The following is a 16690-nucleotide window of genomic DNA, read 5'->3' as shown; positions in this document are numbered from 1 at the left end:
TCGCTGCCGCGGTTGCATGGCTCGATGGCCAGGCCGACGACGACTACGCATAGCCCCGGTTGCGGAGATGATCCTGCGCATTTTGGCCAACCCGGGCGATCGGACCGGCGGACACCACGATTCCCAGCCCCTGGTCGTCGTTCCGCAGTCGTTGGAGAACACCTCGAAGCTGGTTGCCTCGCCATTGTCGGTTACGACTGTCACCGACGGTGCAATCGTGAGACACCCTGGGCGACAACTGTTGTCGATTTGCCTCGGTGCTGATGCACTGTGTGTTTTCCTGGTTGTATGGGAGGAAGTGGCCGGGTAGACGGTGCCGATTCCCCAGGTATGAGGCCGCCGCGGCCTGGGGAGGAGACGGCGGCTGTCATGGTCACCGTCAAGACCTATCCCAATCCGAGCGACAGCTACGGCGAGACGGTATGTGTCGCCGGCGTTCGACTCGATCGAGGCCGTCCGGAGTGGATCCGCCTGTACCCGGTGAAGTTCCGCAACGCGGACTTCGACAGTCAGTTCAGGAAGTACGAGATCATTCGAGTGAATGGTACGTATCACCAGGTGAAAGACAACCGGCCGGAGTCTTTCCGGCCGCGTCAGGACGAGTTGGTGCGCGTTGAGCTGCTGGACACGAGCAGGAATTGGCAGCGGCGGCGTATGAACCTCGGCAGCCTTGTCGGCGGGACCACGATGTGTGAACTCCTCGACCGGAATCCGGTGGGCGGTATGGGTATCCCATCACCGTCGCTGGGGCTGATCAAACCTGTCGATATCGAGACTGCGGTCGTCGATGGCGACTCGTGGACCCCGGCCGAGCAGGCGAAGATCGACAGAGCCTCGGCGCCGGACTTGTTCGGCAGCTCGCTCGAGCCTCTTCAGCCCGCGCCGTTCGCGGTCCGGTACAAATACCGCTGCGAAAGCCCGAAGTGCCCCGGACACAAGCAAAAGGTTCTCGACTGGGAGGCCGGGCAGAGCGGCAGAAAATGGTTGCGCGACTACGGGGATACCGGCGCCAGGGAAGCCATGCTGAAGAAATGGCGCGACGAGATGCTGTCGGCGGACAACGATGTGCACTTCTACGTCGGTAACCAGAATCGTCGTCGCCGCGCCTTCTCCGTCCTCGGTGTCTGGCGTCCGAAGATCGAGAACACCTTGTTCTGACTAGATGTGGACTACGGCCGCGTTCGGTCGAGCCTCGAGAAGTCGGTGCACGACGATGTTCCGGTGACACTCGGCGTGGTTGTGCTCGAAGCAGAGCAGCGCCACCGCGCCGTCGTCGAGAAGTTCACAGACGTGGGCCAGCGCGTCATGCGCCGCAGCGCTGTCGAGGACCTTCCTATACCGGGTGCGGGAGGCCGGATCACCTGCGCGGAAGCCGGCACGATTGTCTTTCGGATTGCCGAGCGCTCGGTGATGGACATAGCCGATGCCCGCTGCGGCGAGGGCCTCCGACAGCTTGGTCTTCGACAATCCGGGTTTACGGCTGAGCGGGGTGAGGCGCACGTCGACGAGGACACGGACGTCCTCGTCGAGCAGTTGAGCAACGAGATCATCGACGGTTTTCCCCTCGTAACCGATGCTCACCAGGGTTCCCTCGGGGGTGTCGTGCACAGCGTTGCTGTCAGCGGCTTCCATGGCTCCCTATCGTGCAACACCGGCGTCGGCGGGATTGCAATAACCCCCGGTGACGCGATGCAACCGTGACGACAGTCCAGAAGGACGGGCAACGCGCGGCGGTGCATGTCCTGGACGTCCTGAGCTTTCGCCGAGCCGCTCACGATGCTTCGTCGCCCGATATGGCGAGCAAGTGCTCGCCATATCGGGCAACGGAGCGATTTTCTCGATCAGGTGTGCTTGGTCAGGCCCTGCAGGGCAGTATGTACATCGGCCACCTCGTCGAGGAGGGAATTGAGCCGGTCGAGCAAATTCGCCCGTCGTTGGTGAGCGCTGACCGTCTCCGCTTCCGGTAGTTCGGTAACCTCGCGTGGCTGGACACGTGTAGGCGTCGCTGAGGTGTCGTGGCCGAAGATCTCACTGCACAGCCGGCGGACATGGTCCTCGTCGCTGCGGGCGAACCGCCACACGTCTGAGTCCGGCGTGAGCGTTCCACCGAGTTCGTCGGCCGCATCATGGAAGCGTGGGTTGTAGGGTGCTTCGACTTCCACCTCGGCTCCGACCGAGATGATTACACTTTGCATGGCGGAGGTCCTCTCTCCGTGTCTGCCCCGGCCCGGTGTTAGCCCACCGGCCGGGGCGCATTAGATCTGCCGGGCCCGACGCTATATGTCGTCGGCCGAGGCGCTCAATACATTCTGGTGAAAACTGCTGTACATCAGCGCTTTTCGTTCTTTCCGCCGGAAAGTGGCGGATCCGGCTCGGTCAGGGCAGGCTCCTGCGATTCGATGTCGCTCTATTCGGCTGCGAGCTCTCTTCTGCATGTATCAGGGGGTGTGGTTCGTTCGTCAAGACGGACAAGGCGGCAGCGACTTCATGAAGGTTGGCCTTGACATAGGTGGCGGTAGTGCCTGCCTTTTTGCTGGAGTGTCCGGCGTATTCCTTGGCGATCGCGTAGCTGAACGTGCGTTCGACCCAGGTGAGGGTGGTGTGGCGGAGCCAGTGGGTGCTGACTCCCTGGGTGAGGACCCAGGGCAGGTGTTCGCCGATGCGGTTCCAGAGGTGGTCGTAGCGGCGGTGCGTGATCGGTTTGCCGTTGCGGTAACGCAGTAGTTGCTCCGATTGCGGGCTGTGGCGGTTCTGGGCGTGGGCGGTGAGATGGGCCATCAGGGTGGGGGAGACCGGTTGCCAGCGGTCGGTTCCGTCCTTCTCGCGGAGGTAGATCAGGCATTGGGTGGTGTCGAGGTCGTGGGGGCGCAGTCCCAGCGCGCCGCTGCGGCGGCAGGCGGTTTCGATATGCAGCCGCAGCAGCAACGAGTCGAGTTCTTGGTCGTTGCCGGTCGTGGCGGCGATACGGCAGATATCGGCGAGTTGGTGGGTAGGGATTGCGTAGCGGTGTGATTTGCGGCGGGTGGGGCGAGTGAGGGTGCGTGCGGGGTTGTCGGCGGGACGGATCCAGCCTTTCTCCTCGGCGTGGCGGTAGACGCAGCGGACGGTGGAGATGAAGTGTTCGACCGCGCTGGCGCCGCCGCGGGAGGCCCGGTTGACCCGTACGGTCGTGCGGACAGATTCGGCCAGCTGGTCGAAGTCGGGTTTGGTCACTTGGTCGAGTCGGCGATCACCCCAGCACTGTTCGAGTCTGTCGAGGTGTGTGCCGTAGGTGCGGCGGGTGCCGGGGCGCAGGGTTGCGCGCACCGCAGGGACGATCTCGGCGAAGGTAGGTGCCGCAACGGTAGGCGTGAGCAGATCCGCGGGGGAGAGACCCATCTGGGTGAGCAACAGCCTGGCCGCAGCGAGGGTGTCGGCCGGGGGAGTTGTGGACTGGTGGGTTGATGTCATCGGGTCACCTGCCCAGGAGTTCGATGCGGGCACCGAGCAGGTTCTCCAACGTCGCGGGAGGATGCACGAGAAGGCGTCCGCTGCTGCGGCGGCCGATCAGCAGTACCCGGTCGCCGACGAACAAGTGGACACGGCGTCGCTGGCGGAACGGAACCCGGAAGAAGCCGCCAGGGGTGACGTGGACCGGCCCGTCCAGGAGCTGCCCGACGAGCAGTGCATCGTCGGTGACGTCTATATGCAGGCGTGTGCCCGGGGCCCAGCCGAGAGCAGCGAAGAGGTGATGGTCGAGGATCCGGCCTGCTTCGCCCACCGTGCAGATGCCGTAGACGACATCGCCGTCGGCTACACGATGCGCTGGGGCGACGGGTGCGGAACCGTGGACCAGTTGGTCCAGCGGTGCCTGTGGGGGGATGAGTGCCGGGATCATCGAACCTCCTGGCGGTGGCTGCCGAATCGCGGCGCCGAGGAGCTGATGGCGGGTATGGTTGGCGAATCTGCCAGAAATTTCCGCAGGTCAGTAGGCATATTGCCTGGTCCCTTCGTGTGTTCGAGTGCGCTCGAACACACGGCACGCAAACCCAGCAAATTTGCTGGGTATTTGTGCGCGAGGGGGGACTTGAACCCCCACGTCCGTGGACACCAGAACCTAAATCTGGCGCGTCTGCCAATTCCGCCACTCGCGCGTGATGGTACGACCGTCCAAACTCTACCGGGCGGGAGCGAGATCGCGAAGACGCGGGGCGGGTTTCGTACTGACCGGTAACCCCACCTGCAATTATAACGATTGAGTAACTGCCAATATGAGGGGTGCTCATGTTTCGCTGCGGTAAGGACGCGCCCTCACCTGCGGGTTCAAATATGAGGGAGAGTCATGTTCGGGGGTGTTCTGGTACGGGTGTGCATTAATACCGGTGGGTAAGTGGCGCGCGGGCCGACAAACGTGAGGGTTCCCTCATGATTTTGTGGAATCCTCGCTGATATCAGGCCGTCGAGCGTGGGTTTCCGCGCACGGTCGGGGAGCCGGGGAAGTCTCCGCAGACCTGTCGCCACGAGAGAAAGTCGAAGCGTCTTGACGATTAACGAGAGCACCGCGTCCGGTTCCGGATATCGGGCGAGCGCGACCGCAGGCCGGACTGTCTCCGAGACGAATCGCACGCCGCTGCTGGACCAATTGCGTGCCGGCACTCCCTACGCCCTGGCCTTTGGTGGGCAAGGGGCGAGCTGGCTGGGCGAACTGTCCGAAATCGCCCGCGACGCAGCGCTGGAGCCCGACCTGACCGCTCTGGTCAACGAGGCCGCCACGCTGCTGGCGCCGGTCGCCGATCAGCTGCTCACGGTGCGCCCGGTCGGATTCGACCCGGTGGCCTGGATGCTGGAGGACGACCTCGCCGACGACGAGACCGAGGCTTCGGACGCGCCGTCGGAGCGGGTACTGCGTTCGGCGGCGGTATCCATGCCGGGTGTCCTGCTGACCCAGCTCGCCGCGCTGCGCGCCCTCCGGTTACAGGGCCTGGACCCAGCGGAGTTCGCACCGGTCTCCATCGTGGGCCATTCGCAGGGGCTGCTGGCCGCGACCGCGGTCAAGACCTGCGGGCAGCGCGACGCGGAGATGCTCGCCATCGCCCAGCTCGTCGGTGCGGCGGCGGGACTGGTCGCGCGCCGGCGCGGGCTGATGCCGGTGGGTGAGCGCTCCTCGATGGTGGCGGTATCCAATATCGACCCCGACGCGCTGCAGGCCGTGCTCGACGACGTGTTCGCCGGGGTCGACCCGCTGTCCGCGGCGGTGCTGTCGATCCGTAACGGGCGGCGCCGGGTGGTGCTCTCCGGTACCCCGGAAGCGCTGCAACGGGTGCGGCAGCGGTGCGAGCAGTTGAACGCCGAACAGGACCGCGAGCGGGCCACGAAACAGCGCGGGGGCGCGGTGTTCGCGCCGGTGTTCGAGGATCTGCACGTGGATGTGGCGTTCCACCATCCGGCGCTGGGCGACACCGTCGATCTGGTCGCCGGCTGGGCCGGGCAGTGCGGGCTCGATACCGAACTGGCCGGGCAGATGGCACGCGACATCCTGGTGGAACCGGTCGACTGGGTCGAGACCGTCGACGAGATGGTGGACGCCGGCGCGGAGTGGATTCTGGACCTCGGGCCCGGCGATCTGCTGTCGCGGGTCAGCGGTAGTTCGCTCAAGGGCAGTGGTGTGGGCATGGTCGCGGTCGCGACCCGCGCCGGGCAGCGCAACCTGCTCACCCCGGGCGCGACGCCGGAGGTGGCGCAGCCGTGGACGGCCTTCGCGCCGAAGCCGGTTCGGCTGCCGAACGGCAGGATCGTGGTGGAGACGGCGTTCACCCGGCTCACCGGACGTTCGCCGATTCTGCTGGCCGGTATGACCCCGACCACCGTGGACGCGAAGATCGTCGCGGCGGCCGCCAATGCCGGGCACTGGGCCGAACTGGCCGGTGGCGGTCAGGTGACCGAGCAGATCTTCGCCGACCGCGTCGAAGAACTGAAGGAACTGCTGCACCCGGGCCGGCAGGTGCAGTTCAACTCGCTGTTCCTGGACCCGTACCTGTGGAAACTGCAGCTGGGCGGTAAGCGGCTGGTTCAGAAGGCACGCGCGGCGGGCGCTCCGTTCGACGGTGTGATCGTGACCGCCGGTATCCCGGAGCTCGAGGAAGCCGTCGCGCTGATCGAAGAACTGACCGAGGTGGGTATCAGCCACGTCGCGTTCAAGCCGGGCACCGTCGCGCAGATCCGTTCGGTGCTGCGGATCGCCGGCGAGGTGCCCGACTACCCGGTGATCGTGCATATCGAGGGTGGTAAGGCAGGCGGGCACCACTCCTGGGAGGACCTCGACGACCTCCTGCTCGGGACCTACGCCGAACTGCGCGCCCACCAGAACATCGTGGTCTGCGTCGGCGGTGGTATCGGAACCCCGGAGCGTGCCACCGAGTACCTGACCGGCGCCTGGTCGGCGGCACACGGCTATCCGGCGATGCCGCTGGACGGTGTGCTGGTGGGGACCGCGGCCATGGCGACTCTCGAGGCGACCACCGCGCCCGATGTGAAGCAACTGCTGGTGGACACCCCCGGGACCCCGGATTGGGTCGGGGCCGGAACCGCCAGTGGCGGTATGGCTTCGGGGCGCAGCCAGCTCGGCGCCGATATCCACGAGATCGACAATGCCGCGTCGCGGACCGGCCGGTTGCTCGACGAGGTCGCCGGTGACGCGGACGCGGTGGCGCAGCGGCGCGTGGAGATCATCGCCGCCCTGGACGCGACCGCGAAACCGTATTTCGGCGATGTGCCGGCCATGACCTACCTCGCCTGGCTCGAGCGGTACGTCGAGCTCGCGGTCGGCCAAGGATGCCGCGCGGATTTCGATTGCGGAAGTGATCTCGGGGACGCGATCTCCGCCTCCACCCGCTCGGTGTGGCTGGATATCAGCTGGCGCGACCGGTTCGCGGAGATGCTGCGGCGGGCCGAGGCCCGGCTCGCGCCGGCCGATCGCGGCGAGGTCGATTCCCTGTTCCGTGACGAGGATCTGGAGAACCCGGCCGCCGCGTCGGCGCGGCTGGCGGAGAAGTATCCGGCGGCCCGGCAGACACTGCTGCACCCGGCCGATGTGCCGTTCTTCATCGCGCTGTGCAAGACGCCCGGTAAACCGGTGAACTTCGTGCCGGTGGTGGACCAGGATGTGCGGCGCTGGTGGCGTTCGGATTCGCTGTGGCAGGCCCATGATCCGCGGTATTCGGCCGATCAGGTGTGCGTTATTCCGGGCACCGTCGCGGTTGCCGGGATCACCCGGGTCGATGAGCCGGTCGGCGAACTGCTGGACCGGTTCGAGCAGGACACCGCCTACGCGCTGGTACGGGACGGTGTCGTCCCGGCGGCCGTCGATGCGCGCCGGGTCGCCGCGGTGACCGGCGGGCCGATCGATGTGGTGCTCGCGACGCCCGATATGAGCTGGTCGGGCCGGACGACGGTGAACCCGGTGCACCGGCTGGGCGATCTGCACGAGTGGACCGTGGACGAGAAGGGCGCGGTGCATCCGCCGACCGGTGCCACGCTCGTGGAAACCGAGGGACCCGAGGCCGAACATTCGTATGTGGAACTGTCCGTTCCGCTCGCCGCCGGCCACAGTGTCCGGATCCGGATCACCGTGCCGGTATCGGTGTACAACGGCGGGACGCCGCTGGTGTCCGAAACCGACGCCGACGCCGCCATGTCGGCCCTGCTGGCCGTCGCCGCCGGGCAGACGCTGCCCGAGGTGAAGGGCAATACCGCGCACGTCAACCTGGCCTGGACACCGGACCTGATCGCCGACCACGCCGGAGTCACCGGAGGCGGGTTGCCGGCGAACCTGAGCACCCTGGGCCGCACCGTGCCCGACGTTCTGGTCGGTGCGTGCTGGCCGGCGGTGTTCGCGGTACTGGGCGCGTCCCGTACCGAATCCGATGCCAGCGTGATCGAAGGCATGCTGGACCTGGTGCATCTGGACCATCAGGTCGAACTGCTGCGCGAACTCCCCGATGCCACCAGCATTCTCGTGGTGCGCGCCGGTTCCGGAACCGTGGTCGATACCGATCTCGGCCGCGTGGTCGAGGTGAATGTCAGCGTCGGCGAGATGCGTGACCAGGGCCTGGACGTGGTGCCGCTGGCCCGGCTCACCGAACGTTTCGCCATCCGCGGCCGTAGCGGTGCGGGTGAGCTGACCGATCCGCCGCGGGCCGCGGGCACCGTGAGCGCCGAGGCCGGGGAGACCCCGCGGCGCCGGCGCCGGGACGTGACCATGGTCGCTCCGCGCAGTATGGCCGCGTTCGCCGCGGTCTCCGGTGATCACAACCCGATCCACACCAGTGACGCGGCCGCGAAACTGGCCGGTCTGGGCAGCCCGATCGTGCACGGTATGTGGCTGTCGGCCGCCGCCCAGCACGCGGTGTCGGCGGTGGATCCGCAGGCTTCGGTGCCGGCGCGCACACTCACCGCCTGGACCACCCGGTTCCTCGGGATGGTGCGACCGGGTGCCGAGATCGATGTGCGGGTCGAGCGGGTCGCCGTCGACGGCGGCGCCGAGATCATCGAGGTGTCCTGCCGGGCCGGCGGGGATCTGGTGATGACCGGGACCGGCCGCACCGCTGCACCCGAGACCGTCTACGCGTTCCCCGGCCAGGGCATTCAGCGCAAGGGGATGGGCCTGGACGCCCGGACCCGGTCCAAGGCCGCCAAGGCGATCTGGGATCGCGCGGACAAGCACACCCGGGAAGCGCTCGGCTTCTCCATTCTCGCGGTAGTTCGCGACAACCCGACCTATCTGAAGGCGCGCGGTGTCGAACATCGGCACCCGGACGGTGTGCTGCACCTGACCCAGTTCACCCAGGTCGCGATGGCCACCCTCGGTGTCGCGCAGGTCGCGGAGCTCCGCGAAGCCGGTGCCTTCGTGGAGGGTTCGCTGCTGGCCGGGCATTCGGTCGGTGAATACAACGCGCTCGCCGCGGTCGCGGGAGTGCTGCCACTGGAAGCCGTACTCGAGGTCGTGTTCCAGCGCGGTTCGGCCATGCACGAGCTGGTGCCGCGGGACGAGCAGGGGCGAAGCGACTACCGGATGGCGGCCATCCGTCCCTCGCAGATCGGGCTTCCCGACGACGAGGTGATCGGTTTCGTTACCGGTGTCGGCGAGGCGGCCGGCGAATTCCTCGAGGTGGTGAACCTGAACCTGCGCGGTTCGCAGTACGCCATCGCGGGCACCGTGGCCGGTCTGGATGCCCTGGAGGCCGAGATCGAGCGTCGCCGCGAAGAATTCGGCGGTAAGCGCGCGTTCATCCTGGTTCCCGGTATCGATGTGCCGTTCCATTCGACCGTGCTGCGCAAGGGTGTACCGGAATTCCGTGGCAAACTCGAGCAGTTGCTGCCGGCCGAACTGCATCCGGAGGTGCTGGTCGGGCGGTATATCCCGAACCTCGTGCCGCGTCCGTTCTCGCTGGAGCGCGAGTTCATCGCCGAGATCGCCGATCTGGTGCCGTCGGAGCCGCTGGTCGCTGTGCTCGCGGACTTCGACTCCTGGTCGCAGCGGCCGAGCGAACTGTGCCGCGTGGTACTGATCGAACTGCTGGCCTGGCAGTTCGCCAGCCCGGTGCGGTGGATCGAAACCCAGGATCTGCTGTTCGGTGAACTCGGCGTGGAGCGGTTCGTGGAGGTCGGCCTGGGTGCCACCCCAACGGTGGCCAACCTGGCGAGCCAGACGCTGAAACTGCCCGATTTCACCACCGCCACTGTGGAAGTCCTCAATATCGAACGTGAGGCGGCGGTCGTGTACTCGACCGATACCGATCCGGCGCCCGCGGAAGACCCGGTCGAGGAGGTCGCCGAGGCACCCGCCGCGGCCGCTGCCCCGGCCGCCGCGCCTGCCGCTCCGGCGGCCACCGGTGGACCGCGGCCGGACGATATCGCCTTCACCGCGGCGGATGCGACCAGGGTGCTGATCGCGCTGTGGACCAAGCTCCGCCTCGACCAGATCGGGCCCGTCGACACCATCGAGGGCCTGTGCGACGGTGTGTCCTCACGACGCAACCAGCTGCTGGTCGACCTGGGCTCCGAGCTGTCGCTCGGCGCGATCGACGGGGCCGCGGACGCCGATATGGGTGCCCTCTCCGCGACCGTGGAACGGCTCGCCCGCACCTACAAGCCGTTCGGCTCGGTGCTCAGCGATGCCGTCAACGATCACCTCCGCAAGGTGTTCGGACCGTCCGGGAAACGTCCGGCCGCGATCGCCGAACGGGTGAAGAAGGTCTGGGAGCTCGGTGACGGCTGGGCCAGCCATATCACCGCCGAGGTTTCCCTGGGCACCCGCGAAGGCGCCAGCGTGCGTGGTGGAGACCTGGGTGGCCTCGTTTCCGGGGCGCTCACCGACGGCGCGTCCGTGGACGCCGCCGTCGATGCCGCCGTCCAAGCCGTAGCGGCGCGCCGCGGGGTCTCGGTGGCGCTGCCCGCGGCCGGTGGATCCGCCGGCGGCACCGTGGACGCCGCCGCGCTCGGCGAGTTCACCGAACAGATCACCGGCAAGGACGGTGTGCTGGCCTCGGCCGCGCGCCTGGTCCTGGAGCAGCTCGGCCTGAACGGGCAGGTCTCCGCGGTGGAAACCACCGACGACGGCCTGGTCGATCTGGTCTCGGCGGAACTGGGCTCGGACTGGCCGCGACTGGTCGCCCCGGCCTTCGACGCCCGCAAGGCGCTGCTCATCGACGACCGGTGGGCCACGGCGCGTGAAGACCTGGCCCGGTTGTGGCTGGGGGAGGACGCGGAAACCGCGCAGCGGCCGGTCGACGGCTTCCTCGGCGCAGGCGAAGCCGTTGCCGCGCAAGCCGACTGGTGGCGGCAGCGGGCCGTGCACGAGGCCCGTTCGGTGCTGGCCGGCCACTACGAGCGGATCGCCACCGCGGCCCGTGAGGAGGGCGACGCCGGCGAGTGGACCGGCGAGATCGCCGTGGTCACCGGCGCCAGTAAGGGATCCATCGCCGCCGCGGTGGCCGGGCGCCTGCTCGGCGGCGGCGCGACCGTGATCGTCACGACCTCCCGCCTCGATGACGACCGGCTCGCTTTCTACCGCGACCTCTACCGCGCGAACGCCCGCCAGGGCGCCGCCCTGTGGGTGGTTCCGGCGAATATGGCCTCCTACACCGATATCGACGCGCTGATCGACTGGATCGGTACCGAACAGGTCGACAATGCCGGTGGCGCGAAGGTCAAGACCAAGGACGCGTTCACGCCGACGCTGTTGCTGCCGTTCGCGGCGCCGCGGGTGGCCGGTGACCTCTCCGACGCCGGCGCGCGCGCCGAGATGGAGATGCGGGTCCTGCTGTGGTCGGTCGAGCGGCTGATCGGCGGGCTGTCCAAGCTGGGCGCCGATCACGACGTCGACGCGAAACTGCATGTGGTGCTGCCCGGTTCGCCCAACCGCGGCCTGTTCGGCGGCGACGGTGCCTACGGCGAGGCCAAGGCCGCGCTCGATGCCGTGGTCGCCAAATGGCGGGCCGAGAAGACGTGGGCGGCGCGGGTCACCCTGGTGCACGCGCTGATCGGGTGGGTCCGCGGTACCGGGCTGATGGGCCATAACGACCCGATGGTCGAGGCCGTGGAGAAGGCCGGTGTGCAGACCTGGTCGACCGGCGAGATTGCCGATGAACTGCTGAAATGGGCCACCACGCGGGCGCGTTCGGTGACCGAATCGGGTCCGCAGCAGATCGACCTCACCGGCGGGCTGGCCGAGGCGAAGCTCGATCTACCCGAACTCGCCCGGCAGGCACAGGAGGCCGCGGAAGCCGAGGCGGGCGAGGTGACCGAGGAATCGGATGCCGTGCGAATCCTCGCACTGCCGGCCCCACCGACCTCGACCTCGGCCCTGCCGGTTCCCGAATGGGGCACGGTGACTGCCGAGCTCACCGATATGGTCGTGATCGTCGGCGCCGGCGAGCTCGGCCCCTACGGTTCCGCCCGCACCCGCTTCGAGATGGAGGTCTCCGACGAGCTGTCGGCGGCCGGCGTCCTGGAGCTGGCCTGGACCACCGGCATGGTGACCTGGGAGAACGACCCGAAACCCGGCTGGTACGACAGCGAATCCGGTGATTATGTCCCGGAAGCCGAACTGGCCGAGCGTTATCACGACGCGGTCGTCGAGCGCTGCGGGATCCGGCGGTACGAAGACGACGCTGCGATGGTCGACAACAGCAGCCCGCTGATGACCTCGGTGTTCCTCGATCAGGACCTGTCGTTCACCGTCGGCAGCGAAGCCGAGGCGCGGGCATTCCACGCGGCCGCGCCGGAGCATACGGTGATCACCCCGATCGCCGAATCCGGTGACTGGACGGTGACCCGTAAGGCAGGCACCGAGATCCGGGTGCCGCGGCGCGCGAAACTCTCGCGCACCGTCGGCGGCCAGATCCCGACCGGCTGGGATCCCACGGTGTGGGGTATCTCCGCCGATATGGCGTCCTCGATCGACCGGGTCGCGCTGTGGAATATCGCCTGCACGGTCGATGCGTTCGTCGGGTCCGGATTCGATCCGTCCGAACTGATGGGCTGGGTGCATCCCAGCCTGGTGGCCAACACCCAGGGCACCGGTATGGGCGGTATGTCCTCGATGCGCTCGCTCTACGTCGACAATCTGCTCGGCGAATCGCGGCCGAACGATATCCTGCAGGAAGCCCTGCCGAACGTGGCCCTGGCGCATGTGGTGCAGTCCTATGTGGGCAGCTACGGCGCCATGGTGCATCCGGTGGCTGCGTGCGCCACGGCCGCGGTGTCGGTCGAGGAGGGCGTCGACAAGATCAAGCTCGGCAAGGCCGAGGTGGTTGTGGCCGGTGGTTTCGACGATCTCGGTATCGAGGGCATCGTCGGCTTCGGCGATATGTCCGCGACCGCGGACTCGGCGGCCATGAGCGCCAAGGGAATCAGCGACCGCTACTTCTCCCGCGCCAACGACCGGCGCCGCGGCGGGTTCGTGGAATCGCAGGGCGGCGGCACCGTGCTGCTGGCCCGCGGCGATATCGCGCTCGAAATGGGCCTGCCGGTGCTCGGTGTGGTGGCCTACGCGCAGTCCTTCGCCGACGGCGTGCACACCTCCATCCCGGCACCCGGACTCGGCGCGCTCGGTGCGGGCCGGGGCGGGCGGGAATCCCGCTTCGCCGCGGAACTGCGCAAACTCGGAGTCGGGCCGGACGATATCGCGGTGGTCTCCAAGCACGACACATCCACCGCGGCCAACGATCCGAACGAATCCGAACTGCACGAGCGGCTGGCCGCGGCGATCGGCCGCTCCGACGGCGCCCCGCTGTTCGTGGTCTCGCAGAAGAGCCTCACCGGGCATGCGAAGGGCGGTGCCGCCGCCTTCCAGCTCATCGGCCTGTGCCAGGTGCTGGAAAACGGTGTGGTACCACCCAACCGCAGCCTCGACTGTGTGGACGACAAGATGCGCGAATACTCGCATCTGGTGTGGTTGCGCGAGGCGCTGCGGTTCGGTGACCGGTTCCCGCTCAAGGCCGGCCTGGTGACCTCGCTCGGCTTCGGGCACGTCTCCGGTCTGCTCGCGGTGGTGCATCCGCAGGCGTTCGTCCAGGCGATCGAACCGGCCCGGCGCGACGAGTACCAGCGCCGGGCGCAGGAACGGCAGCTGGCCGGCCGGCAGCGCATCGTCGAGGCGATGTGCGGCGGGGCCGCACTATACGAGCGGCCGGCCGACCGGCGGTTCGGTGGCGATGGCACCCCGGCGGCGCAGGTCCGCGGCCTGGAAGCCGAGATGCTGCTGTCCGAGACCGCTCGGCTCGGTGACGGGATCTACCAGGTCGACGGCGCCGGCTGCGAGACCGGCCGATTCGTCGGCGGCGATACCGATGCCGCCGCGACCGGTACACCGTAGGCTGCGCCACTGTGACCATCCTCGGAATCGGCTTGGACTTGGTAACCATCTCCGAGTTCACCGAACAATTGGAACGGGCCGGAACCACCATGCTCCGGGAGAGTTTCACCGCCGGTGAGCGGCGTTACTGCCAGAGCAAGGCCACCGACCCGGCCCGCAGTTACGCGGCGCGGTGGGCGGCGAAGGAGGCTGTGCTGAAAGCCTGGGCATCCTCCCGCTTCGCCCGCCGCCCGCAGATCGGGGACAACCCGTACCCGCTGATCGAAGTGGTGAACGACGCCTGGGGCCGGCCGAGCATCAAACTGCACGGCCTGGCCGCGGAATTCCTGCCGCGGGTCCGGGTGCACCTGTCGCTCACCCACGACGGGGACACCGCAGCCGCCATGGTGGTGCTGGAGGATCCGGGTGAGCTGGCCGATCTCATCGAGGGCCGGTCCCCGGAGAACTGAGCGCCCTCGCCGACAGAACAACGACCGGCCCGCTGCCCGTCCACCGGGCAGCGGGACATGACTGCCCTGCCGTCGGAGTAATTCCTGCACTCGTGCAGCGAGCGGCTCGGGGGGCTTTGATCGCTGCCAACCGCGCGGATGATCCTGCGATTCTCGCATCACTCATGGGGTCGGTCGCCTTCACTGTAATGTCGACGGGCCGTGTGCAAACGGCTGTCGACCTTGTTGAATCCGGGGCGGCCTACTTGCAGCCGTTTCTGGGTGTCGGCGTGGCCGATGTACTGTCCGTGTACGGAACGTTGCTTCTCGTCGGATCGATGGCGGCAGCGCGCAGCAACCGCCGAGATGCAGTCCGCGGCTTCTTGTCAGAAGCCGATCGGACGGCAGAGCGCTTGGGCGGGGACCGGAACCATTTGTGGACTGCCTTCGGTCCGACCAACGTTGCGATCCACCGAGTGAATACCGCCATGGAACTGGGAGACATTCAGGTCGCGCTTCAACTCGGCCCCACACTGGACACTTCCGAACTTCCGATCGAACGCCGAATCAGGCACCAGCTCGAGCTTGCCCGTGCATTCAACCTGGCAGGACGGCGGCAGGACTCGATCGATGCGGTACTCGACGCCGAACGGGTGGCTCCAGAGCAGATTCGACATCACTACCTCAATAGGCAACTCGTCCTGACCTGGATGCGCACCGTTCAGGGCAGCCCACCGTTTGTACTGCAGGCCCTTGCCCAGCGTATGCGGATCTCGAGGTGAACCGATGACAGACGATGACCAGTTCGCACGAGCGCGCATGGCAGCCGGCGCGGTTTTCGTACGTAACGATGAAGTGCTGCTTGTGCACAAGACATATGGCAACGGTTGGGATATACCGGGGGGCTACCTGGAGCCAGGTGAGGCCCCGGGGGAAGCTTGTCGTCGCGAGGTCCGTGAAGAGCTCGGAATCGACCGCGCACCGCAACGGTTGCTTGTTCACGACTGGGCACCCAGTCCTGGGGAGGGGGACAAGGTTCTCTATATGTTCTATTGCGGCGAACTCGGCGACGAGCGAGACATCGCATTGCAGAAAGCCGAACTCGACAAGTGGGAATGGGTTCCGATCAACAAGGTTGACGACTATGTCATTCCAAGGCTCGGCCGACGGCTGCGGCAGGCATACACCGCATTTGCCCATAACCTCCCCATCTATCTCGAGCACGGTGAGCTTGCACCCTGAGAACAGGGAGATCCACAAGCTGTCCCGATGCCTTGACGACACCCCGATCCGCCGCTACACCACACCGCGGAATCAGCGAAGTCGCCGAACTCCGCGACACCACCGCCGCCACCCGGACCCCGAGGTGATCTCATGACCCCGGCCTCGACAGCCGATATCCTCGAACAGGCTGCCACCCGTGCCGGTCTCGCCGCATCCACCGCAACCTCGCTCCGCACCGGAGCCCACGCCATCTTCGAATTCGACGGCGGAATTATCGCCCGCATCGGGAAACCCGGCAGCGCCGACACCGCCCACCGCGAGGTACGCATATCCCATTGGCTCAACCACTCCGGCATCCCCGCCGTCCACACCGTGGAAACACTGCCGCAGCCAATCGTCATCGACGACCACCCCGTCACCTGGTGGCAGCTCATCGCCGACCACCGCCCTGCGACCCCCGCCGAACTCGGCGCAGCCCTCGCCCGCCTGCACACCCTCACCCCACCGGCCACCTTCGAACTGCCGGAGTACCAGCCGTTCACCGGACTCGAAGACCGGATCGCCACAGCCACCACCCTCGACGACAGCGACCGGCAATGGCTGACCCAGCACTACACCGCACTCCGGCAACGCTACGAACAGCTCCCACCGGTGACCCGAACCTCGGTGATCCACGGCGACGCCTGGCAAGGCAACCTGGTCGTTCCCCGCTCCGGCGCACCGACATTCCTCGATCTCGAAAAAGTGTCCCTCGGCCGGCCCGAATGGGACCTCATCCAACTCGCCGTCGACCACGCCGATTTCAACCGCCTCGGTAACGACGACTACTACGCCTTCGTCACCGCCTACGGCGGGCACGACATGACGACCACACCGGAATTCCGCGTCTACGCCGATATCCAAGTACTCCGCTGGGCCGCCTTCGCGATCAGTCTGTCGAAGCACAGCCTCACTGCACGATCCGAGACCGCCCACCGCATCGCCTGCCTACGTGGTCGTATCCCGAAACCCTGGCAGTGGAACGCACTGTAACGACATGTCGAAGATCTTCCGCGGGGATACCTGGAAGTATCGTGTGCCGGGCTGCCGTGGGGGCCGGCAGCGCAATGCGGATGACTTGCATGGCCGCCCCGGCCGCCGCAAACGAACCTGCCAGACTGGCCCAGGCGCGACTGCGCATCGA

The 16690-nt window shown here is 67.2% G+C and carries 10 protein-coding genes and 1 tRNA gene; 6 read left to right on the top strand and 5 right to left on the bottom strand.

Annotated features, from left to right (window positions below; all coding sequences use genetic code 11):
- Positions 1–369: 369 nt before the first annotated feature.
- Positions 370–1158: a DUF8757 domain-containing protein gene (locus NS6_RS18460; protein ID WP_040789290.1), complete on the top strand. Its 789-nt coding sequence runs from the start codon at positions 370–372 to the stop codon at positions 1156–1158.
- Here NS6_RS18460 and NS6_RS18455 read toward each other — a convergent pair whose 3' ends face one another.
- The 5 genes from NS6_RS18455 to NS6_RS18435 form a co-directional block, all read right to left on the bottom strand.
- Positions 1159–1632 carry a DUF488 domain-containing protein gene (locus tag NS6_RS18455; RefSeq protein ID WP_040789292.1) on the bottom strand — a complete coding sequence of 158 codons (474 nt, stop codon included), beginning with the start codon at positions 1630–1632 and terminating at the stop codon, positions 1159–1161.
- A gap of 209 nt (positions 1633–1841) precedes the next feature.
- Positions 1842–2195 carry a hypothetical protein gene (locus NS6_RS18450; protein ID WP_040789294.1) on the bottom strand — a complete coding sequence of 118 codons (354 nt, stop codon included), beginning with the start codon at positions 2193–2195 and terminating at the stop codon, positions 1842–1844.
- 181 nt (positions 2196–2376) lie between these two features.
- On the bottom strand, positions 2377–3450 hold the full coding sequence (locus NS6_RS18445; protein WP_051132903.1) for a tyrosine-type recombinase/integrase: 1074 nt from the start codon (positions 3448–3450) through the stop codon (positions 2377–2379).
- Positions 3451–3454: 4 nt separating this feature from the next.
- On the bottom strand, positions 3455–3877 hold the full coding sequence (locus NS6_RS18440) for a hypothetical protein (RefSeq protein ID WP_051132904.1): 423 nt from the start codon (positions 3875–3877) through the stop codon (positions 3455–3457).
- A 174-nt stretch (positions 3878–4051) separates the two neighbouring features.
- Positions 4052–4133: transfer RNA gene (locus NS6_RS18435), tRNA-Leu, on the bottom strand.
- Positions 4134–4519: 386 nt separating this feature from the next.
- On the opposite strand from NS6_RS18435, the gene NS6_RS18430 reads away from it, so the two are divergent.
- The 5 genes from NS6_RS18430 (at position 4520) to NS6_RS18410 (ending at position 16539) form a co-directional block, all read left to right on the top strand.
- The gene (locus NS6_RS18430; protein WP_068043501.1) at positions 4520–13855 is read left to right on the top strand and encodes a type I polyketide synthase; all 9336 of its coding nucleotides are present in this window, start codon (positions 4520–4522) and stop codon (positions 13853–13855) included.
- 11 nt (positions 13856–13866) lie between these two features.
- On the top strand, positions 13867–14304 hold the full coding sequence (acpS, locus tag NS6_RS18425; RefSeq protein WP_033246001.1) for a holo-ACP synthase AcpS: 438 nt from the start codon (positions 13867–13869) through the stop codon (positions 14302–14304).
- A gap of 116 nt (positions 14305–14420) precedes the next feature.
- Positions 14421–15065, top strand: a complete 645-nt coding sequence (locus NS6_RS18420) for a hypothetical protein (RefSeq protein ID WP_157112825.1) — start codon at positions 14421–14423, stop codon at positions 15063–15065.
- A 4-nt stretch (positions 15066–15069) separates the two neighbouring features.
- Positions 15070–15525: an NUDIX domain-containing protein gene (locus tag NS6_RS18415; RefSeq protein ID WP_068043498.1), complete on the top strand. Its 456-nt coding sequence runs from the start codon at positions 15070–15072 to the stop codon at positions 15523–15525.
- 132 nt (positions 15526–15657) lie between these two features.
- On the top strand, positions 15658–16539 hold the full coding sequence (locus tag NS6_RS18410; RefSeq protein WP_068043496.1) for an aminoglycoside phosphotransferase family protein: 882 nt from the start codon (positions 15658–15660) through the stop codon (positions 16537–16539).
- The last annotated feature ends 151 nt before the right edge of the window (positions 16540–16690 follow it).

Source organism: Nocardia speluncae NBRC 108251, assembly GCF_001613245.1.
In the GTDB taxonomy this organism is placed as follows: Bacteria; Actinomycetota; Actinomycetes; order Mycobacteriales; family Mycobacteriaceae; genus Nocardia; species Nocardia speluncae.
This window is presented reverse-complemented; position numbering and strand designations above follow the sequence as displayed.

What these genes read in the sequence shown, in the direction of transcription:
- NS6_RS18455 (WP_040789292.1), bottom strand. Translation starts at nt 1,632, where the DNA reads ATGGAAGCCGCTGACAGCAACGCTGTGCACGACACCCCCGAGGGAACC.
- NS6_RS18415 (WP_068043498.1), top strand. Translation starts at nt 15,070, where the DNA reads ATGACAGACGATGACCAGTTCGCACGAGCGCGCATGGCAGCCGGCGCG.
- NS6_RS18445 (WP_051132903.1), bottom strand. Translation starts at nt 3,450, where the DNA reads ATGACATCAACCCACCAGTCCACAACTCCCCCGGCCGACACCCTCGCT.
- NS6_RS18410 (WP_068043496.1), top strand. Translation starts at nt 15,658, where the DNA reads ATGACCCCGGCCTCGACAGCCGATATCCTCGAACAGGCTGCCACCCGT.
- NS6_RS18460 (WP_040789290.1), top strand. Translation starts at nt 370, where the DNA reads ATGGTCACCGTCAAGACCTATCCCAATCCGAGCGACAGCTACGGCGAG.
- NS6_RS18440 (WP_051132904.1), bottom strand. Translation starts at nt 3,877, where the DNA reads ATGATCCCGGCACTCATCCCCCCACAGGCACCGCTGGACCAACTGGTC.
- NS6_RS18450 (WP_040789294.1), bottom strand. Translation starts at nt 2,195, where the DNA reads ATGCAAAGTGTAATCATCTCGGTCGGAGCCGAGGTGGAAGTCGAAGCA.